Genomic DNA, 23,926 nt, shown 5'->3' on the forward strand with positions numbered 1-23,926 from the left:
CCCCGGGTCGGCACTCCTCTGCTCTGGTAGGTGCCGACCGTTGGTTGGCACTCCGGCAATAAAATTCGAGAGATCACTGCAATGACCAAGCAAATCCAGGACGCCTACATCGTCGCCGCCACCCGTACCCCGGTGGGCAAGGCGCCCAAGGGCATGTTCCGCAACACCCGCCCCGACGACATGCTTGCGCACGTGCTGCGCAGCGTCGTCGCCCAGGCCCCGGGCGTGGACGTCAACCGTATCGATGATGCGATCATCGGCTGCGCGATGCCGGAAGCCGAGCAGGGCATGAATGTGGCGCGCATCGGCGTGCTGCTGGCCGGCCTGCCCAACACCATCGCCGCACAGACCGTGAACCGCTTCTGCTCCTCGGGCCTGCAGGCCGTGGCGCAGGCCGCCGACGCGATCCGCCTGGGCAACGCCGACCTGATGCTGGCCGGTGGTACCGAGTCGATGTCGATGGTGCCGATGATGGGCAACAAGATCGCGATGGCACCGAGCGTGTTCGACAACGATCACGTCGCCATCGCCTACGGCATGGGCATCACCGCCGAGAAGGTCGCCGAAGAATGGAAGGTCTCGCGCGAAGAGCAGGATGCTTTTGCCCTGGCCTCGCACCAGAAGGCCATGGCCGCGATCCAGAACGGCGAGTTCAAGGATGAGATCAGCCCGTACGAGATCGTCTCGCACCTGCCGGACCTGGCCGATGGCCAGCGCATCATCACCCGCAACAGGATCGCCGACACCGACGAAGGCCCGCGCCCGGATTCCTCGGCCGAAGGCCTGGCCAAGCTGCGCCCGGTGTTCCGCAATGGCCAGTTCGGCGGCACCGTCACCGCCGGCAATTCGTCGCAGATGAGCGATGGCGCCGGTGCCGTGCTGCTGGCCTCGGAGCAGGCGATCAAGGACTACGGCCTGACCCCGCTCGCCCGTTTCGTCAGCTTCTCGGTGGCAGGCGTGCGCCCGGAAGTGATGGGCATCGGCCCGATCGCGGCGATCCCGAAGGCGCTGAAGCAGGCCGGCCTGACCCAGGACCAGCTGGACTGGATCGAGCTCAATGAAGCCTTCGCCGCCCAGTCGCTGGCGGTGATCCGCGATTGCGGCCTGGACCCGGCCAAGGTCAACCCGCTGGGTGGCGCGATCGCCCTGGGCCACCCGCTGGGTGCGACCGGCGCGATCCGTACCGCTACCCTGCTGCACGGCCTGCGCCGTCGCCAGCAGAAGTACGGCATGGTGACCATGTGCATCGGCACCGGCATGGGCGCCGCGGGTATCTTCGAAGCGCTGTAAGGGTCAAAGCGTTGCCGGCGGACGTTTCGGTTTGCTGTGGGGCCCGGGCGGGTGAGGCTGCCCGGGACACGCCGTGAACCCGTCCTTGGGGGCTCGATGGCGCCATCCATGGCGCCAACGGTCCCGGCCAGCCTCACCCACCCGTGCCATCCATCATTCCGCGCGGCGGAGAGGTGAGCAGAAGCAGTAGATCCACGCCATGCGTGGATGCTTCTGACCCCGGCCCACGAAAAAAGGCAGCCATCGGCTGCCTTTTTTGCTTGTGCTTTGATTCCGCCCTTCCCGTCCGCGCCGCACGGAAACTGTCGAGAGGGGGCGGATGGCCCTCTCCAAAACCGTTGGCGCCATGGGCCCAAGGCATGCCTTGGGCGGGTTGGGCAGGACGCCCAACCCCGGTCTTGCCGTGTGCGCAGGACAGTGCACACGAGCAAGGCGCCACCGAGCACCATGGAAGGGCTTTGGCGTGTTCTGGAGAGGGCCATCCGCCCCCTCCCCCACGTATCAATCAAGGCGCAACACGGAGCGCTTGATAAACCTTATTCCGCCAGCATTGCCGCCAGCTTCTCGCGCGCCGGGCCGGCCAGCTTCGGGTTGTCCAGCGCGAAGCGGATCGTCGCCTCCACCAGACCCAGGTGCGTGCCGCAATCGAAGCGGGTGCCCTCGAAGCGGTAGGCGTCGACCTCTTCGGTCTTCAGCAGTTCGGCGATCGCATCGGTCAGCTGGATCTCGCCACCGGCACCGCTGCCGGTCTGTTCCAGCAACTCGAAGATCTTCGGGCTCAGCACGTAGCGGCCGACCACGGCCAGGTCGCTGGGCGCGTCCTCCGGCTTCGGCTTCTCGACGATCTGCGAAATGCGCCCCTTGCGGCCATCGAACGCCTCGGTGGCCACGATGCCGTAGCTGGCGGTCTTTTCATGCGGAACGTCTTCGACCGCGATCACGCTGGCACCGCTGGCCTCGTTGAGGTCGGCCATCTGCTTCAGCGCACCGGCGCCACGGTTCCAGATCAGGTCATCCGGCAGCAGCACCGCGAACGGCTCATCGCCGATCACCGCCTTGGCACACAGCACTGCATGGCCCAGGCCCAGCGCTTCAGCCTGGGTCACGAAGATCGCGCGCACGCCATTGGGCAGCACGTGGCGGATCAGCTCCAGCTGCTCCTGCTTGCCGGCGCGCTCGAGCTTCTGCTCCAGTTCGTAGGCCTTGTCGAAATAGTCGGCGACCGCATGCTTGTAGCGGTTGGTGATGAACACCAGGGTGTCACAGCCCGCCTCGATCGCTTCATCCACTGCGTACTGGATCAGCGGCCGATCAATGATCGGCAGCATCTCCTTGGGCACAGTCTTGGTTGCTGGCAAAAAACGCGTCCCCAGCCCTGCCACGGGGAAAACTGCTTTGCGAACTCGCTTGCTCATTGGTGCCTGTTGGCCTCGCGTGCCGGAAAGGGCACGACTTTAGCGGATGAAATGTAAGCATCCTGTTCGATTGGCGAGAACTCCGGCATCGTCGCGAACAGGATTTCCTTGATCGTATCGGTGTCGTAGCTGCAGACCGCGTCGCGCAAGCGCGGGACGTTGCCCAGCACGAGATCGCGCGCGAACATGCGCACGCCAGCCTCGAGGATCTTCGGGTGTGCGGTGGCGCGGTAGTCCTCGTCCGAATAGAACAGCGTCTCGTGCAGCTTCTCGCCCGGCCGCAGGCCGGTATAGATGATCGGAATGTCCTTGTAGGGCTGCTTGCCGGCCAGCCGGATCATCTGCTCGGCGAGCAACCGGATCGGCACCGGCTCGCCCATGTCCAGCGTATAGATCGCACCATGCGACGCCGACGCGGCTGCCTGCAGGATCAGCTGGCAGGCCTCGGGAATGGTCATGAAGTAACGGCTGACTTCCGGGTCGGTCACGGTGACCGGCCCACCCCGCAGGATCTGCTCGCGGAACAGCGGGACCACGCTGCCGGCCGACGCCAGCACATTGCCGAAACGCACGGTGACGAAACGGGTGTGCGTGGACTTCTGGTCCAGGCTCTGGCAGATCATCTCGGCGTAGCGCTTGCTTGCACCCAGCGCGTTGACCGGATCGACCGCCTTGTCGGTGGAGATGAACACGAAATGCTCGACCCGCGCCTCGAGGCAGGCACGCGCCACGTTCTCGGTCGCCAGGATGTTGTTGCGTACGGCTTCGCGCAGCTGCCGTTCCAGGACCGGCACATGCTTGTAGGCCGCCGCATGGAAGGCGGTATCGACCGGATGCAGCGACAGCGCATGGCGGATCACGGCCGGGTCTCCACAATCACCCAGCACCGCTTCGATATGGACGTCGGGGAAGCTGCGGCGCAGCTCGCCTTCGATGGTCAGCAGCAGCAGCTCGCTGATCTCGAGCAGGATGATGCGGCCGGCACCATGGCGCGCGCACTGGCGGCACAGCTCCGAGCCGATCGAGCCACCGGCACCGGTGACCATCACGGTACGCCCGCCCAGCCAGCCGCGGATCAGGTTCCAGTCCGGGGTGATCGGCTTGCGGCCGAGCAGGTCCTCGATCGCCACTTCCTTCAGCTGACCCGGCAGCGACTGGCCCTGCAGGATATCGCTGAGCTTGGGTACGGTCCGGAACGGCACGCCGGTGCTTTCGCAGATCGCCACCACCCGCTGCATGCCGGCCGCATCCAGCGAGGGCATGGCGATCACCAGCAGCTTGGCCGCGGTCTCGCGGACCACGGCGGGGGCATCATCCAGCCCGCCCAGGATCGGCAGGCCCTGCAGCTTGGCGCCGCGCAGGTGCGGAGCATCATCCAGCAGGCCGACCGGCTCGAAATTGCCGGAACGGCGCAGGTCGCGGACCAGGGTCTCGGCCGCCTGCCCGGCGCCGAGGATCAGCACGCGGCGCGCGCTCGAATCAGACTGCAGTGCCTGGTAGTCCTTCCAGGCGCGGTACAGCAGACGCGGCGCGCCCAGCAGCGCCGACAGCGCGAACGGGTAGATCACCAGCACCGACATCGGCACGCCGTCGAAGCGCTTCCACATCAGTACCAGCACGATGCCGACCAGGCCGATGAAGCTGGCCTTGAAGATATTGAGCAGGTCGCTGACGCTGGCGAATCGCCACAGGCCGCGATACAGGCCTACACGCCAGAACACCAGGCCCTGCAACAGCAGCACCAGGGTGGTGTCGACATTCCAGAGCGGCAGCGCCGGCGCGTTGGGAAGGATCGAATACCGCCCCGCGTGGAGCAGCTGCCAGCATGCCCAGACCATGAACAGGTCGTGGCAGACAATGGCCGAACGCGGCATCAGGCCGAGGATTCTGTCCCGCCAGGGTGAAGCCATGAGTCAGGTAGTTCCTTGTCGGTGACGCAATCCATTGCGCAGGAGGAGCCAAAGGACGCTCAGCGCGGCAAACCACGCAAGCGCCACGACAGCCTCCCACCTCGGCTGCAAATTGGAGCAGACATTAAGCACTGTAATACTGAACAGGCCCAAAGCAAAGTACATCCCTGTCACCTGCGCGTGGCTGGCTCCTGCCTGCACCGCCCGCTGGTAGACGTGCTGGGTATGGGGTTCCATCCAGCGTTGTCCGGAAATGATGCGCGCCGCCAGTGTGAAGCCCGCGTCCACAAGAAACGCGGAGGCCGGTACCAGCAGCAGGATCCAGTTGATGTCGGTGCGCACGCTGGCGATGGCCAGGACCACGGCGACCGCATAGCCCAGCGCGCCACTTCCGACATCACCCATGAAGATCCGCGCGCGCGGGAAATTGAACGGCAGGAATCCCAGGCAGGCCAGCCCCAGCGCCACGGCGGCCAGCGAGTACGGCCAGGGCAGCACCGGGGCCAGGCCCAGTGCGACCACGATGGCCTGGCTGGCCGCGATGCCATTGATGCCATCCATGAAGTTCCAGATGTTGATCAACGAGGCGGTGAACACCAGCACCAGGCCAGCCAGCAGCCAGCTGCCACCGTGCACCTTGACCAGGGCCGCCAGCAGCGCAGCGGCGATGAAATGCACGAGCAGCCGGCGCATGGCCGGCAACGGCCTGTGATCGTCCCACCAGCCGATGCCGGCCACGAGCGCCAGGCCGAGGCAGGCGACCAGCAGGCTGGGCGTCGACTCCGGCCAGGCCCACATGGCCACCAGCGCGGTCAGCAGCAGGCTGATGACGATGGCGATGCCGCCGCCGCGGGGGGTGGCGACGCTATGGCTGCGGCGTTCACCCGGCTGGTCCATCAACTGCTGGCGCAGCGCATAACGCCGTGCCGCCCAGGTCAGCCCCGCACTCAGCAGGGCCAGCCCCAGCAGCGCGCCCATCACGAGCCACGGCATGGATCAGAGCACCGCGTAATTCAGCAGCGGCTTGACCGTGCCCCACTCCTTGCAGCTCGGGCACTGCCAGTGATGGGTACGTGCACCGAAACCGCAGCGGGTGCAACGGTAGGCGGGATTGCGCACCAGCAGCTGGTCGGTGATGTGCTTGAGGTCGTGCAGGGTCGCGGTGGAGTCGGCGCCTTCGGCCAGGGTCAGGTCGATCAGCGCGGACTCGCCGCGCACCGAAGGACGATCCTTGAGCTGGCGGCCGAGGTAGGCACGGGCCGGCGCCACGCCTTCCTGCTCTTCCATCAGGCGGGTCAAGGCCAGCACCGGGGCGATTCCGCGGTAGTGTTCGGTCATTTCCGACAGGAAGGCACGCGCACCGGCCAGATCACCAACCTTGCGGTAGTTCGCCATCAGGGCCGGCAGCAGCTCCGGCAGGTACTCCGGATCACTGCGGGCAGCACGTTCGAACGCGCGCACGGCCGCTTCGGCGTTGCCGGCATCGGTCTCCAGGCGCCCCTCGATGATGCCCGCACGCACCGACATGGCGTCGGCCTGGTAGGCACGGGCGATCGCCGCCCTCGCCTCTTCCAGCTTGCCGGCCCCGCGGAAGCGCTCGGCCAGTTCGCACTCGAACTGCCCGATCAGCTTGCCCATCGGCTCGCCGGTCACGTCCTCGAAACGGGTGGCGTTGTCGATCGCCTTTTCCCAGTCACGCTCGGCCTGATAGATGCCGATCAGGTGCTTGAGCGCCTGCGGGGCGCGCTGGTCCAGCTGCGCCAGTTCGGTGAACACGGTCTCGGCACGATCGAGCAGGCCGGACTTCATGTAGTCCTCGCCCAGCGCCAGCAGTGCCTGCACGCGCTGGGCGTCGCTCAGGTCATGGCGGTTGACCAGGCCCTGGTGCAGGCGGATGGCCCGATCCACTTCACCGCGGCGGCGGAACAGGTGGCCCAGCGCGACCTGGGTCTCGAAGGTTTCCTTGTCCAGCTCGGCGATGTGCAGGAACAGCTCGATCGCCTTGTCCGGCTGCTCGTTGAGCAGGTAGTTCAGGCCACGGAAGTAGGTGCTGGACAGGCGGCTGACCTGGTTGTCACCGTGGCGCTGCCCGCCACGCCGACCGATCACCCACCCGGCCAGCGCGGCCAGTGGCACGAACAGGAAAAACCACAGCCACTCGGTGACGAATTCCATCTTCGATCAACGTCCATCAAAAGATTGGGGGGAAACACCCGCAGCCGGCGTGGCCGCCACGGACTTGTTGGCACGGCGCAGCTGGCTATAGAGCGGAATGACCACGCTCACCAGCACCAGGCCGGCACCGACCACGACACCCACCAGCAGCGCGGCGATCAGCGCCACGCCCACCGAGGTGTGCAATTGAGTGAAAAGCAGGTTGATCGACATCGCGGTCATGTTGACCGCACCAATGATCAGCCCAAGGATCAGGACCGCCAGCAGGACCAGCAGACGGAAAACCTTCATGCGACAGCTCCAGTGGCAGGAGCCCGTAGCTTATCCGACCCGCGGCTGGATTCGCACGCGGTGGCGCGACGGGGGCTCAGGCCGGATCGGCGTCCAGCGGCAGCACACTGCTGACCCGCTCGCGCAGTTCCTTGCCCGGCTTGAAATGGGGGACATGCTTGCCCGGCAGGGCAACCGATTCGCCGGTCTTCGGGTTGCGACCCAGGCGCGGCGGACGATAGTGCAGCGAGAAGCTGCCGAAACCACGGATTTCGATGCGATCCCCGGCGGACAGTGAACCGCCCATCATTTCCAGCAACGACTTCACCGCCAGATCGACATCATCGGCCTTCAGGTGCGCCTGGCGGCGCGCGAGGATTTCGATCAGTTCGGATTTGGTCATCACCGGCTCACATCAGGGGCATCTCAGCCTGAAACGGCCCGGGCAATGCCCGGGCCGTCCAGGAAACAACGAACAGCGTAAGGCCGATTACTCGGACTTGTTGCCGTTCAGCTGTGCACGCAGCAGCGCGCCCAGCTGGGTGGTGCCGCTGGAAGCCGAAGACGACTGGTATTCTTCCAGCACTTCGCGCATTTCCGCGTCATCCTTGGCCTTGATCGACAGCTGCAGGGTACGGCCCTTGCGGTCCATGCCCACGAACTTGGCTTCGACCTTGTCGCCGACCTTCAGGTGCTGGGTCGCGTCGTCAACGCGCTCGTTGGCGATGTCGCGAGCCGACACGTAGCCTTCGATGCCGTCGGCCAGTTCGATCACGGCGCCCTTGGCGTCGACTTCCTTCACCACGCCTTCGACCTTGGAGCCCTTCGGATTGGCAGCCATGTACTGGCCGAACGGATCCTGCTCCAGCTGCTTCACGCCCAGGGAGATGCGCTCGCGCTCCGGGTCGACGGCCAGGACGACGGCGTCCAGGGTATCGCCCTTCTTGAAGTTGCGAACGACGTCTTCGCCGGTGGTGTTCCAGCTGATGTCGGACAGGTGGACCAGGCCGTCGATGCCGCCGTCCAGGCCGATGAAGATGCCGAAGTCGGTGATCGACTTGATCTGGCCCGACACCTTGTCACCCTTCTTGTGGGTGGCAGCGAAGGTTTCCCACGGATTGGCGGCAACCTGCTTCATGCCCAGCGAGATACGGCGACGCTCTTCATCGACGTCCAGCACCATCACTTCGACTTCATCACCAACCTGGACAACCTTGGACGGGTTGACGTTCTTGTTGGTCCAATCCATCTCGGAGACGTGCACCAGGCCTTCGACGCCCGGCTCGATCTCAACGAACGCACCGTAATCGGTGACGTTGGAGACCTTGCCGAAGACGCGGCTGTTGGCCGGGTAACGACGGCCGATGTTGTCCCACGGATCCTCGCCCAGCTGCTTCAGGCCCAGCGAAACGCGGTTGCGCTCGCGGTCGAACTTCAGCACGCGGACGTCCAGCTCGTCGCCGACGTTCACGACTTCCGACGGGTGACGCACGCGCTTCCACGCCATGTCGGTGATGTGCAGCAGGCCGTCGATACCGCCCAGGTCCACGAACGCGCCGTAGTCGGTCAGGTTCTTGACGACACCCTTCAGGATCGCGCCTTCCTGCAGCTTGTCCATCAGCTGCTCGCGCTCTTCCGAGTGCTCGCTCTCGACGACAGCGCGGCGCGAGACCACGACGTTGTTACGCTTGCGGTCCAGCTTGATGAGCTTGAATTCCAGCTCCTTGCCTTCCAGGTAGGCCGGATCGCGCACCGGGCGCACATCGACCAGGGAACCCGGCAGGAAGGCGCGGACATCCTTGATGTCCACGGTGAAACCACCCTTGACCTTGCCGCTGATGCGGCCGGTGATGGTTTCGTTCTTCTCCAACGCTTCTTCCAGCTCGTCCCACACCATCGCGCGCTTGGCCTTCTCGCGCGACAGGACGGTTTCGCCGAAGCCGTTCTCGATCGAGTCGAGGGCGACCTTGACGATGTCGCCTTCGGCAACATCGATCTCGCCAGCGTCGTTACGGAACTGTTCGATCGGCACGATGCCTTCGGACTTCAGGCCAGCGTTGATCACCACGACGTCGCCGCGGACTTCAACAACGGTACCGCTGACGATGGCGCCCGGCTTCAGCTTGGCCAGATTGGCCTGGCTGGCTTCAAACAGTTCGGCAAATGATTCGGTCATTAGATTTACTCTGTTGGACACATGGGTCGGTGGCGTCCCCTTCAGGGGAATGGCGACCGCCCGCCTGTTGGTCGACCCCGGAAACGCAGGTCGTGTGTAGTAGGAAAACCGCCACGCATCATTGCGCGACGGAGCTTGTACAGCACTGCTTTGCGCGACCACCACCGGTGTTGCTGGCAGTGCTCCCGCGCGAACGGATCAGGCAGCCGGAACCGGAAGCAGATCCATCACTCGGGCAACGACATCTACGATGCCGATGCCTGTGGTGTCGATGAGGACAGCATCGTCTGCCGGCTTCAGGGGCGCCACGGTACGCTGAGCATCACGGGCGTCGCGGGCCATGATCTCGCGCAGGAGGTCATCAAAGTTAACAGAAACCCCCTTGTCTTTCAACTGCTTATGCCGGCGCTCGGCGCGCTCCTCGGCACTGGCGGTCAGGAAGACCTTGTAGGGCGCGTCCTTGAAGATCACCGTCCCCATGTCACGGCCGTCGGCGACCAGGCCGGGCAGCTCCCTGAATGCGCGCTGGCGCTCCTTCAGGGCGGCCCGGACCTCGGGAATGGCGGCAATGGCCGAGGCCAGCGCACCGGTGGTCTCCAGGCGCAGCTCGTCGGTGGCATCAGTGCCGTTGACCATGACCCGCATCGACTCACCCTGTTCAACAAACTGAACGTGGGTGTCGAAGGTGCAGCGCACCAGCGCCGACGCATCGGACGTATCGATGTCGGCCCAGCTCGCAGCCACGCCCACCGCGCGGTAGAGCGCGCCCGAATCCAGGTAGTGCCAGCCCATCCGGCGCGCGATGATGCGGCTGATGGTACCCTTGCCGGCCCCGGAAGGGCCGTCGATGGTCAGGACGGGAGCGAGTGGATTCATGGGGTTCCCAGAGCGTGTGAAGGGGTCATTCTAGCCCCTGCCCGGGGCCCCGCGCGGCGACTTTCGCGCAACCACTTGAAACAACGACAAAAAGCCCGGTAGAATGGCGGGCTTGAACGAGCGTCAACTGCCGATTGTCTTTCGCATATCGCGGCCACGCTCCACCCGAACAACTACTGTTTACGCCGAGGTATGCCATGAAAGTCCTGTCCTCCCTGAAGTCGGCGAAGGCCCGTCACCGCGACTGCAAGGTCGTCCGTCGTCGCGGCAAGATCTTCGTCATCTGCAAGTCGAACCCGCGTTTCAAGGCGCGTCAGCGCTAAGCCCAACAGCCCTCGCGGCTGCGGCTGGCCCTACGCGGGGCCGACCCGATGCAAGAAACCGCCTTCGGGCGGTTTTTTGTTTATGCGGCTTTTTCCTGCCGTTTTTGCTGTAATCGCTGTTCTTGACCACTGGGGAGTAGATCGAGATGAAGCGTTACCTGTCCGCCCTGGCCGTGATGGCCACCCTCGCCGCCGCCACGCCGGTGCTGGCCGATACCCTGCTTGTCGACCGCAGCCGCGAGAAGCCGGCCGGCGCCCTGCCCGTGCGCGGCCAGAGCATGCAGCAGGTGCAGGCGCAGTTCGGCGCGCCGAGCGAGCAGCTGCAGCCGCGTGGCGGGCAGAAGCGGCAATGGCCGACCATCAACCGCTGGGTGTACCCGCAGTTCACCGTCTACTTCGAGAAGCAGAAGGTGATCGACGTGGTGGCCAACCAGGCGGCCCCGAACGAAATCGGCCCGAAACCGCCGATCCGTTGATCCCTTTACCCGCCGTGGGCGGGCCTGTGTAGCGAGACCATGAACCAGACCCTTCGTTTTCCTGCCGAGTGGGAAGCCCAGAGCGGCGTCCTGATTGCCTGGCCGACCGCTGACACCGACTGGGCCGACCGCCTGGGCCAGGTGGAAGAGACCTACATCGCGCTGGTCGCGGCCATCACCCGCTTCCAGCCGGTGCTGATCTGCGTGGCCGACGATGATGTGGAGACCTATGCCGAGATGCGGCTGCGCTCCAACCGCATCGACATGGACAGGGTCCACTTCACCACGGCGGCCTACGACGATACCTGGCTGCGTGACTCCGGCCCGATCACCCTGCGCCGCGCCGACGGTGGCTTCCAGCTGCTCGATTTCCGCTTCACCGGCTGGGGCGGCAAGTTCGACGCCACCCTCGATGACCAGCTGGTCGGCGTGCTCGACCAGGCCGGCGTGTTCAACGATGCGCCGGTGCGCAGCATCCCGTTCGCACTGGAAGGCGGCGGCATCGAGACCGACGGCGAAGGCACCCTGCTGACCACCTGGAAGTGCCTGCACGAGCGTCATCCGGACCGCGACCGTGCCAGCCTGAGCGCGGACCTGGCCGACTGGCTGCAGCAGGAGCGCGTGCTGTGGCTGGATCATGGCTACCTGGAAGGCGACGACACCGACGCCCACATCGACACCCTCGCCCGCTTCGCCTCCGCCGACAGCATCGTCTACCAGGCCTGCGACGACGCAAGCGACTCGCACTACGCCGAGCTGCAGGCCATGGGCAATGAACTGGCCGCACTGCGCACCCGCGACGGCCGGCCGTACCGCCTGTTCCCGCTGCCGTGGGCACAGCCGGTGATCGACGAAGGCCGTCGCCTGGCCGCGTCGTACGCCAACTACCTGATCGTCAATGGTGCGGTACTGATGCCGGCCTACGGCGACCCGGCCGACGATCTGGCCCGTGACGTGCTGGCGCAGGCGTATCCGGGCCGCGAGATCGTGCAGGTGCCCTGCCGTTCGCTGATCTGGCAGAACGGCAGCCTGCACTGCATCACCATGCAGCTGCCGGAAGGGCTCCTGAAGGCATGACGGTAGTGCCGGCCGCTGGCCGGCAACCATGCAATGCCTGATGGATGAACCGGATTGCCGGCCAGCGGCCGGCACTACCGGGCAGGTCATTCAGCGGCCAACACGCCGGCGCATCGCATCCGCGCTAACATGCAGGTTTTCCCCCGCAGGAACGCCCCGCATGAACTCGCGCAGCCCCCTTACCGTCGCCCTGGTCCAGGAGCGCAACCACGGTGATGCCGCCGCCAATCTGGCGGTGATCGAAGCACGCGTGGCCGAGGCGGCTGCCCAGGGTGCCAAGCTGGTGCTGCTGCAGGAACTGCACAACGGCCCGTACTTCTGCCAGCACGAGTCGGTCGACGAGTTCGACCTGGCCGAGCCGATTCCGGGCCCGAGCACCGAGCGCCTCGGCGCGCTGGCGAAGAAGCATGGCGTGGTGCTGGTCGGCTCGCTGTTCGAGCGCCGCGCCGCCGGCCTGTACCACAACACCGCGGTGGTGTTCGAGAAGGACGGCACCCTGCTCGGCAAGTACCGCAAGATGCACATCCCGGATGATCCGGGCTTCTACGAGAAGTTCTACTTCACTCCGGGCGACATCGGCTTCAAGCCGATCGACACCTCGGTGGGTCGCCTCGGCGTGCTGGTGTGCTGGGACCAGTGGTATCCGGAAGCCGCGCGCCTGATGGCGCTGGCCGGCGCCGAACTGCTGCTGTACCCGACCGCGATCGGCTGGGACCCGGACGACGTGCAGGACGAGAAGACCCGCCAGCGCGATGCCTGGGTGCTGAGCCACCGCGGCCACGCGGTGGCCAACGGCCTGCCGGTGCTGAGCTGCAACCGCGTCGGCCACGAGGCCTCGCCGCTGGGCGCCTCGGGCATCCAGTTCTGGGGCAACAGCCACGTGCTCGGCCCGCAGGGCGAGTTCCTGGCCGAGGCCGGTACCGACGCCACCGTGCTGCTGTGCGATGTCGACCTGCAGCGCAGCGAGCACGTGCGCCGCATCTGGCCGTTCCTGCGTGATCGCCGCATCGATGCATACGGCGACCTGCTCAAGCGCTACATCGACTGAGCCGGAGCCCGCGCATGGCCGTCCTCATCCGTGATGCCGGCCCTGCCGACATCGACGCGATCACCGCGATCTACGCGGTGGAAGTGACCGACTTCGTCAACACCTACGAGTACGACATCCCGGAACCGGCGGAGATGCTGCGCCGCATGCGCGACATCATCGACCGCGGCTTCCCCTACCTGGTCGCCGAGATCGACGGCCAGGTGGCCGGCTATGCCTACGCCAACACCTACCGGACCCGCGTCGCCTACCAGTGGACCGTGGAGAATTCGGTCTACGTCGATGCGCGCTTCCAGGGCCAGGGCGTCGGCACCGGCCTGCTGCAGGCCCTGATCGACGCCTGCGTGGCGCGCGGCTACCGGCAAATGGTGGCAGTGATCGGTGAACCGACCAACACTGCCTCGATCAAGCTGCATGAACGCTTCGGCTTCGAACTGGTGGGCGTGTTCCGTGGCCTCGGCCGCAAGCACGGCCGCTGGCTGGATACCGTGCAGATGCAGCGCGCGCTCGGCGATGGCGCCGACACCGCACCTTCCAATGAATGAATCCATGACCGAAACCCTTCCCGACACCGGCGACGACCTGTTCGCCGGCCAGCCGGTGCGCGTCGTCGAACGCGACGGCGTGCGCTACACCCTGCTGGGCACTGCCCACGTCTCCCGCGCCAGCGTCGAGGCGGTGGAAAAAGCCATCGACAGCGGCCGCTTCGATGCGGTGGCCGTTGAACTGGACCCGCAGCGCCTGCAGGCGCTGAGCGACCCGGACACGCTGGCCAAGCTCGACCTGGTCGAGGTGATCCGCAAGGGCCGCGTCGCCCTGTTCGCCGCCAACCTGGCCTTGTCCGCCTACCAGCGACGCCTGGCCGAACAGCTCGACATCGAGCCGGGCGCGGAACTGAAGCGTGCGGTCGAGCTCGCACGCGAGCGCGACCTGCCGGTGCACCTGATCGACCGCGAAGTCGGCCTGACCTTCCGCCGAGCGTCGCAGCGGCTGGGCTTCTTCGGCAAGCTCAAGCTGGTTGCCGGCCTCGGCGCCGGCCTGTTCTCTTCCGAGGAAGTGGGCGAGAGCGAGATCGAGAAGCTCAAGCAGGGCGACATGCTGGAGTCGAGCTTCGGTGAGTTCGCCAGCGAAAGCCCGGCGCTGTACGAGACCATCATCGGCGAGCGTGACCGCTACATGGCCACACGCCTGCGCGAGGAACACGACCCGCACCAGCGCGAAGTGCTGGCGGTGGTCGGTGCCGGCCACCTGGCCGGGCTGGCGCGCTACCTGGAAACCGACACCGAGGCGCCGGCGCCGCTGCGCGCGGAACTGGAAGCAGTACCGAAGAAACGCAACATCCCGTGGTTCACGCTGGCCATCCTGGCCATCGTGGCGACCGGCATCGGCGTCGGCTTCTACCGTGGCGGCCTGGGCGTGGGCACCGAGCTGCTGGCGACCTGGGCGATGTACACCGGCGGTCTTGCCGGCCTGGGCTGCCTGCTGGCCGGAGGCCATCCGCTGAGCATCCTCACCGCGATCGCGGTGGCCCCGTTCAAGCCGTTCCGGCTGAGCATCCCGACCGGCGCGTTCTCGGCGCTGGTCGAGGCGCGCCTGCGCAAGCCCGCCTACGAGGACTTCCTGAAGCTGCGCGACGACGCGCAGAGCCTGAAAGGGTGGTACCGCAACCGCGTCACCCGCGTGGTGCTGACCTTCATGCTGACCAACATCGGCAGCATGCTCGGCCTGTGGCTGACCACCTTCAAGGTCTGGAACAAGGTCGCGGGCTGACCGCTGCGCCGGGGATGGCCCGGCCAACCGGTAGCTGCCGACCTTGGTTGGCCCGGCAACAAAAAAGGGGGAGGCCGCCCCACTACGACCGGCCTCCCCCACACCACAACCCCTTTCCGCCCTGCGCAACCGGGCATGCCCTGCCCTATGCCGGCGTGGCCGGCAGTGCATCCAGGCCGCGTGCGCGGCGGATCAGCCGGGTCACCGCCGTGCGCAGGTCATCCAGCACGGCGTAGATGGTCGGCAGGAACAGCAGGCTGACCACCGTCGAGAACGCCAGGCCACCCGCGATCGCGCGCGCCATCGGCGCGTACTCCGGACCGTTGCCGAACATCTGCGTATTGGTCAGCGAAATCGGCACCATCGCCAGGATCGCCGTACCCATCGTCATCATGATCGGGCGCAGGCGCTCGCGTGAGCCTTCCACCAGCGCCTGGGTGCGGCCCATGCCGCTGCGCCGCAGGTTGTTGATGTGCTCGATCATCACGATGCCGTTGTTCACCACCACGCCCATCAACACCAGGATGCCGATGAAGGACATGATCCCGAACGAGGTTCCGGTGATCCAGAACAGCCAGAACACGCCGAAGATCGAGAACAGCACGCCGCTCATGATCGCCGCCGGGAACAGCAGCGACTCGAACACCGCTGCCATCACCACGTAGATCATCACCAGTGCGATCAACAGGTTGAACACCATCTGCTGCATCGCCTCGTTGTCGTTGCCGTAGTCACCGCCATCGAAGGTGTAGCCATAGCCGGCCGGGAAGTTCATCGGCTTGAGCACGGCCTCGATCGCCTTGCGGCCATCCGGTGCGGTGACCTTCTCGGCCAGGTTGGCCTTGATGGTCAACGTGGTCTGCCGGTTGGTACGGCCGATCTGGGTTGCCGACGAGCCGACATCGACGGTGACCAGGCTCAGCAGCGGCACGCTGCGGCCATCGCCGGTGCGCACGCTGAAGCCGGCGAGGTCTTCCGGGCTGCTCTGCTCGGCACCGGCGAAGCGCACCCACACCGGCACCTCGTTGTCGCCGCGGCGGAATTCGCGCATTGGAGCGCCGCGCAGGGCGAGGCCGACGAAGCTGGCCACCTGCTCGGCATTGAAGCCGAATGCCGCAGCGCGTTCACGGTCAACGCGGACCTTCAGTTCACCGCCCTTCTCGCCGTTGTCGATGCGCACGTCGCGCAGCTCGGCACGCTGGGCCAGCAGCGGCACCACTTCCTGGCCGATCTCCTGCAGCATCGAACTGGAATCGCCGACCAGCTGCACCTGCACGCCCTGGTTGCCACCGCCACCGCCGTCTCCGCCCTGGTTGCCGACGAAGTAATCGGTTCGCGCGGATTTCGGCAGGCCCTTGCGCAGCTCTTCCTGCAGCGCCTTGATGTCCTTGGCGTACTTCTCGTCCAGGGTGACCACCGTCGAGCTGCCTTCCTGCTCGCTGTACCAGGAGTACACCTGCTTCACGTGCAGGCGTTCGCGGTTCTGGTCGATCCAGTTCTCCACCCGCGCCACTTCCTCGGACATCTGCCGGTAGGTGTAGGCCCCCTTCCACATGTAGCCGATGAAGATGTCCTTGCCGCCGTCACCGCCGAACATGTCGATCTTGGTCAGCTTCATCGGGACCAGGCTGACCAGCACCACCAGCACGATGCCGAGCAGGCTCCAGCCACGATGGCGCAGCGACCAGTCCAGCAGCCGCGCATAACGGCGCTGCAGGCGCGCGATCAGGCCGGTCTGCGAATGCACCAGCTTGGGCGTGGCCATGCGCGCGGACAGCATCGGGATCAGGCTGACCGCGACCAGCCACGAGGCCAGCAGCGAGACCGAGATGGTGATCGCGATCTGCGCCATGAAGATGCTGATGTTGTTGGTCTCGCCGAACAGGTTCGGCACGAACACGATGCAGTGGCACAGCGTACCGGCGCTGAGCGCGATGGCCACGTTGCGGGTGCCGATGATCGAGGCCAGCCGCGGCTGCCCCGGCATGCGCTCGCGTTCCTGGTAGATGCTCTCCACCACCACCACGGCGTTGTCGACCAGCATGCCCACCGCCAGCAACAGGCCCATCATGGTCAGGATGTTCAGCGTCACCCCGACGAAGTACATGAAGCCCAGGGTGATGGTGAAGCAGATCGGAATGGCCAGGGTGACCATCAGCGTCGACGGCCAATGGCGCAGGAAGAAGAACAGCACCGTCACCGACAGGATCAGGCCGACCGCACCGGCCTCGGCCAGCTCCAGCAGCGACGAGGTCACCGCCTTGCCCTGGTTGTCGATCACCTTGATCTGCACGTCGCGCATCGACGCCTCGGCGCGGATCGCTTCAACCTCGGCCAGTGCCGCGCGCGAGACCTCCACCAGGTTGGCGCTGCGCTCCTTGAAGATGTCCAGGCCGACTGCCGGGTTGCCATCCAGGCGGCGCCCGTAGTTCATCCGCGCCGGCTTCAGCCGCACCTCGGCGATGTCGCCCAGGCGCAGGCCCTTGGCGTTGATCACCAGGTCACGCATCTCCTGCAGGTCGGTGATCTCGCCCACCGGCTGCACGCGCACGCGCTGCCCGTTGTCGTCGATCTGCCCGGCCGAGATCGAGAAATTCAGCGTACGCAGGCGCTCGCTCAGCTCGTTGATGCTGAGCCCGTGCGCGTTGAGCCGGTTCGGATCGATGGCGATCTCCACCTCGTTCGGCGGCGCGCCGGTGATGTCGACGCGGGCCACGCCGGGAATGCGCTCGATGCGCCGCTTGAACTCGCGGTCGAGCATGTCATAGGCCGTGGTCAGGTCGGCGGTGCTGGCCAGGCGGACCTTGAGCACCGGCTGGTCGCTGCTGGACCACTTGAACACGTTGTAGCGCTGCAGGTCATCGGGCAGGTCGCTGCGGATCGCATCGATGCGCTCGCGCGCATCGGAGGCGGCGATGGCGATGTCGCGGTCCCAGTCGCTGAACTCGATGAAGATCAGCGCCGCCTCGGAGGTGGCCGAGGAGCGCATGCGCTTGATGCCGGTCATCGTCGCCAGCGATTCCTCGACCGGGCGGATGATGGTCCGCTCCACTTCCTCCGGGGTTGAGCCGGTGTACGGGATCTGCACGAACAGGAACGGCGCGGAGATGTCCGGCAGCGCCTCCAGCGGCAAGCGGAACGAGGCGATCAGGCCGATCACCACCAGCGACACGAAACACATGATGGTGGTGACCGGGCGGCGGATGGAGAACTCGGCAACACTCATGCCGGTTCCTCCGTCGCCGCCGCGCTGCCTGCCACGCCCGGCTCGATCTCGCCGGCATGCTTGCGGCCACGCTCGCGGTAGTAGGCATCACCGCGGCGGTCCATCAGGTCGTACACCACCGGGATCACCAGCAGGGTCAGCAGGGTCGACACCAGCAGGCCGCCGATCACGGTGATCGCCATCGGTGCGCGCACCTCGGCGCCCTCGCCCATCGCCACCGCCAGCGGCAGGAAGCCGAACAGCGTGCACAGCGTGGTCATGATGATCGGGCGCAGGCGCGAGCGTGCACCTTCCACCAGCGCCTCGTGCTTGGCCACCCCGGCCTCGCGCAGCTGGTTAACCTTGTCGATCAGGATGATCGCGTTCTTGGTGACCAGGCCGACCAGCAGGATCAGGCCGATGAACACCACCACCGAAATGGGCTTTCCGGTCAGCATCAGCGCCAGGATCGCGCCCACCAGTGCCAGCGGGATGGTGAACAGGATCACGAACGGATGCAGCAGCGATTCGAACTGCGAGGCCATCACCAGGTAGACCAGGAAGATCGCCAGGCCGAAGGCGAAGATCAGCGACTTCGCCGCCTGCGCCAGCTCCTCGCCCTGGCCACCGATGTGCAGCCCAACGCCGGCGCCCAGCGGCTGCTCGGCCACCATCTGCTGCACTTCGCGCATGGCCGCGCCGAGGTCGATGTCGCGCAGGTTGGCCGACACCACCGCAACCCGGGTCTGGTCGGCACGGTGGATCTCGCTCGGCCCGGTAGTGGCCACCACGTCGGCCACCGCGTCCAGGGTCACCCGGCGGGTGCTGCCCGGATTGACGATCAGCCGGCGGATGCTTTCCACGCTGGCGCGGTCGCCCTCCTGCGCACGCACCAGCACGTCGATCTTGCGGTCGCGGAAGCTGTAGCGGGTGGCCACATCGCCGCGCACCTTCTTCACCACCACGTCGGCGATCTGGCGGGTGGTCAGGCCCAGCGCACCGGCACGCTCCTGGTCGAAGCGGATCTGGATTTCCGGGAAGCCCTCTTCCACGGTCGACTTCACATCGGCGTAGTGCGCGTTGCCACGCAGCATCGCCGCCAGGCGCTGCCCGGCCACTTCCAGGGTTGCCATGTCCTGCCCGCGCAGCTCGATTTCCAGCGGCGTGGAGAAGCTGAACAAGGCCGGCCGCGCAAAGTCGACCTGGGCGCCCGGATGCTGCGCCATGCTGTCGCGCAGGCGCTCGGTGATCTCGGCCTCGGTGCGTGCATTGCCACCGCCTTCCATCACCACGGTCAGCTTGCCGATGTTCTCGCCGCTTTCGGTGGGGCTGGCGTCCAGCCGGGTGCCACTGCCGCTGACGCCGTACAGCGACGCCACGCCCTCACCGTTGCCATGTGCCAGCTGCAGTTCGCGCACCAGCGCATCGGTCTGCTTCAGCGGCGTGCCGGCCGGCAGCTTCACCGTCATCTCGAAGCGGTCCTGTGCCAGTTGCGGGATCAGGTCCGCACCCAGCATCGGCACCAGTGCCATGGTCGCCACGAAGATGATCGCCGCCACGCCCAGCACCTTGCCCGGATGCGCCAGCGCGCTTGGCAGCAGGCGCAGGTAGCCGCGCTCGGCGCCGGCGTAGGGCTTCATCGCCAGGTCGCTGGCCTTGCGCATCACCGGACCGATCACCGCCACCAGGCCGCGCCATGCCCGCACGATCAGCCAGGCCAGCGCATAGAAGCCCCAGCGCGTGATCGCGACGACGCCACGGCGACCCAGCGCGACCGGCTTCTGCCAACGGTTCTGCGGCCGCCACGGCTGATTCGGCGCCTCTTCCGGGAACGCCAATGGCGGCCGCCCTTTCAGCGAGCTGAGCATCGGAATCAGCGTCATCGACACCAGCAGCGAGATCGCGATGGCGATCGCCACGGTCAGCGCCTGGTCGCGGAACAGCTGGCCGGCGATGCCGTCAACGAAGACCAGCGGCAGGAACACGGCGATGGTGGTCAAGGTCGAAGCGACCACCGCCATGCTCACTTCGCGGGTACCGGCGATGGCCGCCTGCAGGATGCCCAGGCCACGTTCGCGGGCCTTGGCGATGCTTTCCAGCACCACGATCGAATCATCCACCACCAGGCCGGTGGCGAGCGCCAGCCCGCCCAGCGACATCACGTTCAGGCTGAGGCCGAGCTGGCCCATGAAGAAGAACGTGGCGATGATCGAGACCGGCAGCGACAGGCTGATCACGAACGTGCTCCAGCCGTCACGCAGGAACAGGAAGATGATCAGGATCGCCAGCAGGCCGCCGATCACCGCATCCTTCTTGACGTCGGCGATGGCGTGCTCGATGAAGCGCGACTGGTCCTCGATGGTGGTCATCTCGACGTCGGACGGGAAGGTGCCCTTGATCTGCTCCAGGCGCTTGCGCAGCGCCTCGGCGGTGGACACGGTGTTGGCATCGCCTTCCTTGTAGATCGCCAGCTCGACCGACTCCTTGCCCCCCAGGCGGATCACCGCTTCGCGCTCCTTGTAGCCCTGGCGCACGGTCGCCACGTCCTTCAGCCGCACCGGCACGCCGTTGGCAACCACGCTGGAGCCCCCCGCGGACGATGCACTCTGCGCCGCCGAGGCGGCCGCGATGGCTGCCGCCGAACCGGTCGACGCGGCGATGTTGAACATCTGCTGCAGTGCCGAATCGGCAGCGCTGCCGTTGGAGGCCTGGGTGGTGACCAGCAGGTTTCGGATCTCCTCCAGATCGGCGAACTGGTTGACGGTACGCACCAGGAAGCGCTGCGAACCTTCCTCCAGGCGGCCGCCGGAGATGTTGATGTTCTCGTCCTTCAGGCGCTTGATGACGGTGTCGATCGGCAGGTTCAGCTGCGCCAGCTTCTGCTGGTCGATGTCGACCTGGATCTCGTCTTCCAGGCCGCCGCCGACCTTGACCGCAGCCACGCCGGTGACAGGCTCCAGCTTCTTCTTCAGGTCTTCATCGGCATAGCGGCGCAGACCGGTCAGCTCGCGGATCGCATCGGCATCGCTGGCCGGCGCGGTCTTGGCCGACAGCACCAGGCGCATGATCGGCTCGGTGGACGGATTGAAGCGCAGCAGCACCGGAGCCTTGGCTTCCAGTGGCAGGTTCAACGCTTCCATCTTGTCGCGCACTTCCAGGCTGGCCTGGTCCATGTTGGTGCCCCAGGCGAACTCCAGCACCACGTCGCTCTGGCCGGTGCGCGAAACCGACTTCAGCTTGCGCAGGTTCTTGACCACGCCAACCGCTTCCTCGACCGGCTGGGTGACCAGGGTTTCGATTTCGGTCGGCGCCGCACCGGTGTACTCGGTGCGTACGGTCAGGGTCGGGTAGCTCAGGTCGGGCAGCAGGTTGACCTTGAGGTTGCCCAACGCGATCAGGCCGAACAGCAGCAGGGTGACCGTGCACATCGCAATGGTCACGCGGCGGCGGGTGGCGAATTCCACCAGGCCGCCGCGCATGCCGGCGGCGGCGCCGTCGCTCGCCGGCGAGGCACCGTGGTCGTGGCCCGGGGCGGTCATTGCTTGCTCCCGGCCTTGTCTGCCGGCTTGGCGGCCGCTGCGACCGTCTTCGCCTTGGCCTTGGGATCGGCGATCACCTGCACCGCGGTGCCGTCACGCAGGGCGACCTTGCCGGCGGTGACCACCTGATCACCGGCCGCCAGGCCATCACGGATCTCCACCCACGGGCCCTCGGCGTAACCCAGCTTGACCGGAACGCGTGCGACCTTGCCTTCGCGCACCCGGAACACCGCCGGCTCACCGTCGTCGAGCAGCGCCAGGCGCGGCACCACGAGCGCATCGGCACGCTGGTCGTAATCGATGCGGATGCGGCCGAACATGCCGGGCTGCAGCGCGTGCGCGGCGCCGTCGAAGGCACTAACCACGCGAAACGTGCCACTGCCCGAATCCACCACCGGCGCGATTCGATCAACGCTGCCGGTGAAGCTCTGGCCCGGCAGCGCGTCGGCAGCCAGCGTCACCGGCTGGCCGGCACGCAGGGTGGCCAGCTCGCGCTCGGGCACATTGAGGGTGGCTTCCAGGCGCGAGTTGTCGACGATGCGGAAGATCGGCGTGTTGATCTGCACGAAGTTGCCGGTCTTGATCGAGCGCGTGGCGATCACGCCGGAGATCGGCGCCACCACCGTGGTGTAGGACAGTTCCAGCGTCGCCAGCCGGTACTGCGCGCGGACGTTTTCCAGGTCGTAGCGCAGCTGGTCGACATCGGCGGCACTGACCATCTGCTGGCCGACCAGTTTCTGCGCACGCTGGTAGTTGTTTTCCAGCTTGCGCATCTGCGCTTCGCTCTGCGCCACGGCCAGGCGCGCGCGGTCCGGATCCAGCCGCACCAGCGGCTGGCCGGCGCTCACCCGCTGGCCTTCCTCGACCAGCACCGCCAGCGCCACCCCGGAGGTCTTGGCCACCACCTGCGATTCGGCGCGCGGTTCCAGCGCGGCGGTGCCGGTGTAGCTCGCTGCGACCGCGCGATGGCTGGCCACCGCTACTTCGACCGGGACCGCGTCGACCTTCTTCTCCTCCTTGGTTTCGGCGGCCTTGGCTTCGGAATTGGGCCCTGCGGCGCAACCGCCCAGCAGCAGGGAGGTGGAGATCAGCAGTGCGGCAGCGCAGATTCCGCTGCGACGGCCGGACAGGAAGGTTGGGTGCGACATCGTCAGGTCCCTGGAGGATGCGTGGACAGGTGTGGTAGCAAAGTAATGCACCACTTCACGGCCACACCATATCCCAAAGGTCATGGTGCCTTCACGCCGCTGGTCGGCGGCCCCCCATTTCAGCTAGATGAAACCTGAGGCTATACTCGGGTCGTTCCGTACCCCACGCCGGAACGACCAGACCCGAATCCCCGGAAACGACACCATGCGCCCGCAGCCGCTCGCCGCTTGTCTCGCTCTGGCCGTCCTCCTGCCCCTTGGGGCCGCCGCACAGCCCGCTCCTGCTCCTGCCACACCCGCCCCGGCCCCCCCGGCCGCGCCGGCGCCGGCCGCCCCGACCGGCAACTTCGACAATGGCCGTGTCCTGGCCTACACCTGCCAGGGTTGCCATGGCATCACCGGCTACAAGAACGCCTACCCCAGCTACCGGGTGCCGAAGATCGGCGGCCAGACCCAGCAGTACCTGGCCCAGGCCCTGACCGAGTACCGCCAGGGCAAGCGTCGGCATCCGACGATGCAGGCGCAATCGATGAGTTTCAGCGAACAGGAGATCGCCGATCTCGCTGTTTACCTGTCCACCGTCAAGTAAGGCCCGCCCATGTCGAAAGCCGCGCATCCGATGCGTCATGCCATCGCCCTGTCCGTTGCCCTGCTGCTGGCGGCCTGTTCACAGTCGCAGGTGGAGAACAGCGAGAAATCCGCCGCCGACCCGGGCCATGCCAGCGGCGAACACGGTTCTTCGTCGTCCGCCGGCCTGCCTGCGGGTCGCGAAGCCGCCGGTGAAGCCCGCGCCAAGGTGAAGGGCAAGGCCACCAACCAGAGCTGCATCGACTGCCACGGGGCCGACGGCAACGCGCCGATCGATCCCACCTATCCGAAGCTGGGTGGTCAGTACGGTGACTACCTGGCGCACGCGCTGCAGGCCTACCGTGCCGGTGACCGCCAGCATGCGCTGATGACGCCGCAGGCGAAGGACCTGAGCGACCAGGACATCGCTGACCTGGCGGCGTATTTCGGCAGCCGGCCGAGCCAGCTGCGGGATCTGCACGGGGTCAAATGACCGCTGCGCCCTCGCGGGCGCGGAACCCACCTGGGTGGGTACCAATCGTTGGTGATGGGTGCAGACCGCTGGTGATGGGTGCGGACCGTTGGTGGTGGGTGCGGACCGTTGGTCCGCACTGATGGCGCTATCCACGCATGGCGTGGATCTACCAAGTCCACCACCGGC

General features: G+C 66.4%; 19 protein-coding genes and 1 pseudogene. 9 read left to right on the forward strand and 11 right to left on the reverse strand.

Features of this window, described 5'->3' with window-relative positions; all coding sequences use genetic code 11:
* The first annotated feature begins 81 nt into the window (after positions 1-81).
* Complete coding sequence (locus tag Q0P60_RS14095; protein WP_294994543.1) at positions 82-1,290, forward strand: acetyl-CoA C-acyltransferase; 1,209 nt, start codon at positions 82-84, stop codon at positions 1,288-1,290.
* 536 nt (positions 1,291-1,826) lie between these two features.
* On the opposite strand, the gene galU is transcribed toward Q0P60_RS14095, so the two are convergent.
* From galU to cmk, 8 genes are all read right to left on the reverse strand, one after another.
* Positions 1,827-2,705 carry a UTP--glucose-1-phosphate uridylyltransferase GalU gene (gene galU, locus Q0P60_RS14100; RefSeq protein WP_294994546.1) on the reverse strand — a complete coding sequence of 293 codons (879 nt, stop codon included), beginning with the start codon at positions 2,703-2,705 and terminating at the stop codon, positions 1,827-1,829.
* Positions 2,702-4,615, reverse strand: coding sequence for a nucleoside-diphosphate sugar epimerase/dehydratase (locus Q0P60_RS14105; protein WP_294994549.1), 1,914 nt, complete (start codon positions 4,613-4,615; stop codon positions 2,702-2,704). The genes galU and Q0P60_RS14105 overlap by 4 nt, the downstream gene beginning before the upstream one ends.
* A 3-nt stretch (positions 4,616-4,618) precedes the next feature.
* Positions 4,619-5,608, reverse strand: coding sequence for a glycosyltransferase family 4 protein (locus Q0P60_RS14110; protein WP_294994552.1), 990 nt, complete (start codon positions 5,606-5,608; stop codon positions 4,619-4,621).
* Between the two features lie 3 nt (positions 5,609-5,611).
* A complete protein-coding gene (lapB, locus tag Q0P60_RS14115; RefSeq protein WP_294994555.1) occupies positions 5,612-6,790 on the reverse strand; it encodes a lipopolysaccharide assembly protein LapB in 1,179 nt (392 codons plus the stop codon).
* A gap of 6 nt (positions 6,791-6,796) precedes the next feature.
* A complete protein-coding gene (locus Q0P60_RS14120) occupies positions 6,797-7,081 on the reverse strand; it encodes a lipopolysaccharide assembly protein LapA domain-containing protein (protein WP_005409287.1) in 285 nt (94 codons plus the stop codon).
* A gap of 76 nt (positions 7,082-7,157) precedes the next feature.
* Entirely contained in the window at positions 7,158-7,463 is a 306-nt protein-coding gene (locus Q0P60_RS14125; protein ID WP_005409286.1) for an integration host factor subunit beta, read from the reverse strand.
* An 87-nt stretch (positions 7,464-7,550) separates the two neighbouring features.
* Positions 7,551-9,236, reverse strand: coding sequence for a 30S ribosomal protein S1 (rpsA, locus tag Q0P60_RS14130; RefSeq protein ID WP_294994561.1), 1,686 nt, complete (start codon positions 9,234-9,236; stop codon positions 7,551-7,553).
* A 198-nt stretch (positions 9,237-9,434) separates the two neighbouring features.
* Positions 9,435-10,112: a (d)CMP kinase gene (cmk, locus tag Q0P60_RS14135; RefSeq protein ID WP_294994564.1), complete on the reverse strand. Its 678-nt coding sequence runs from the start codon at positions 10,110-10,112 to the stop codon at positions 9,435-9,437.
* A gap of 197 nt (positions 10,113-10,309) precedes the next feature.
* Here cmk and ykgO point away from each other — a divergent pair, with 197 nt between their 5' ends.
* The 6 genes from ykgO to Q0P60_RS14165 all read left to right on the forward strand — a co-directional run bounded on the left by ykgO (position 10,310) and on the right by Q0P60_RS14165 (position 14,806).
* The gene (gene ykgO / locus Q0P60_RS14140) at positions 10,310-10,435 is read left to right on the forward strand and encodes a type B 50S ribosomal protein L36 (protein WP_005409283.1); all 126 of its coding nucleotides are present in this window, start codon (positions 10,310-10,312) and stop codon (positions 10,433-10,435) included.
* A 146-nt stretch (positions 10,436-10,581) separates the two neighbouring features.
* Positions 10,582-10,911 (forward strand): hypothetical protein, encoded by a 330-nt coding sequence (locus tag Q0P60_RS14145; protein WP_294994567.1) that lies wholly within the window; start codon positions 10,582-10,584, stop codon positions 10,909-10,911.
* A gap of 39 nt (positions 10,912-10,950) precedes the next feature.
* On the forward strand, positions 10,951-11,988 hold the full coding sequence (locus Q0P60_RS14150) for an agmatine deiminase family protein (RefSeq protein ID WP_294994570.1): 1,038 nt from the start codon (positions 10,951-10,953) through the stop codon (positions 11,986-11,988).
* A 160-nt stretch (positions 11,989-12,148) separates the two neighbouring features.
* A complete protein-coding gene (locus Q0P60_RS14155) occupies positions 12,149-13,036 on the forward strand; it encodes a carbon-nitrogen hydrolase (RefSeq protein ID WP_164146922.1) in 888 nt (295 codons plus the stop codon).
* A gap of 14 nt (positions 13,037-13,050) precedes the next feature.
* Positions 13,051-13,581: a GNAT family N-acetyltransferase gene (locus Q0P60_RS14160; protein WP_294994576.1), complete on the forward strand. Its 531-nt coding sequence runs from the start codon at positions 13,051-13,053 to the stop codon at positions 13,579-13,581.
* Positions 13,574-14,806: a TraB/GumN family protein gene (locus tag Q0P60_RS14165; protein ID WP_294994579.1), complete on the forward strand. Its 1,233-nt coding sequence runs from the start codon at positions 13,574-13,576 to the stop codon at positions 14,804-14,806. The genes Q0P60_RS14160 and Q0P60_RS14165 overlap by 8 nt, the downstream gene beginning before the upstream one ends.
* Before the next feature lie 145 nt (positions 14,807-14,951).
* On the opposite strand, the gene Q0P60_RS14170 is transcribed toward Q0P60_RS14165, so the two are convergent.
* From Q0P60_RS14170 to Q0P60_RS14180, 3 genes and pseudogenes are all read right to left on the reverse strand, one after another.
* Entirely contained in the window at positions 14,952-18,032 is a 3,081-nt protein-coding gene (locus Q0P60_RS14170; protein ID WP_294994582.1) for an efflux RND transporter permease subunit, read from the reverse strand.
* Positions 18,029-21,484: pseudogene (locus Q0P60_RS14175) on the reverse strand (efflux RND transporter permease subunit); the annotation flags it as partial. The gene Q0P60_RS14170 and the pseudogene Q0P60_RS14175, both read right to left, overlap by 4 nt.
* Positions 21,485-21,546: 62 nt before the next feature.
* The gene (locus tag Q0P60_RS14180) at positions 21,547-22,698 is read right to left on the reverse strand and encodes an efflux RND transporter periplasmic adaptor subunit (protein ID WP_294994587.1); all 1,152 of its coding nucleotides are present in this window, start codon (positions 22,696-22,698) and stop codon (positions 21,547-21,549) included.
* A 205-nt stretch (positions 22,699-22,903) separates the two neighbouring features.
* Here Q0P60_RS14180 and Q0P60_RS14185 point away from each other — a divergent pair, with 205 nt between their 5' ends.
* Both Q0P60_RS14185 and Q0P60_RS14190 read left to right on the forward strand, forming a co-directional pair.
* Positions 22,904-23,287 carry a c-type cytochrome gene (locus Q0P60_RS14185; protein ID WP_294994590.1) on the forward strand — a complete coding sequence of 128 codons (384 nt, stop codon included), beginning with the start codon at positions 22,904-22,906 and terminating at the stop codon, positions 23,285-23,287.
* 9 nt (positions 23,288-23,296) lie between these two features.
* Positions 23,297-23,758: a cytochrome c gene (locus Q0P60_RS14190; protein WP_005416218.1), complete on the forward strand. Its 462-nt coding sequence runs from the start codon at positions 23,297-23,299 to the stop codon at positions 23,756-23,758.
* Positions 23,759-23,926: the final 168 nt, after the last annotated feature.

Origin of the sequence: uncultured Stenotrophomonas sp. (genome assembly GCF_945952405.1) — a bacterium.
Lineage (GTDB): Bacteria > Pseudomonadota > Gammaproteobacteria > Xanthomonadales > Xanthomonadaceae > Stenotrophomonas.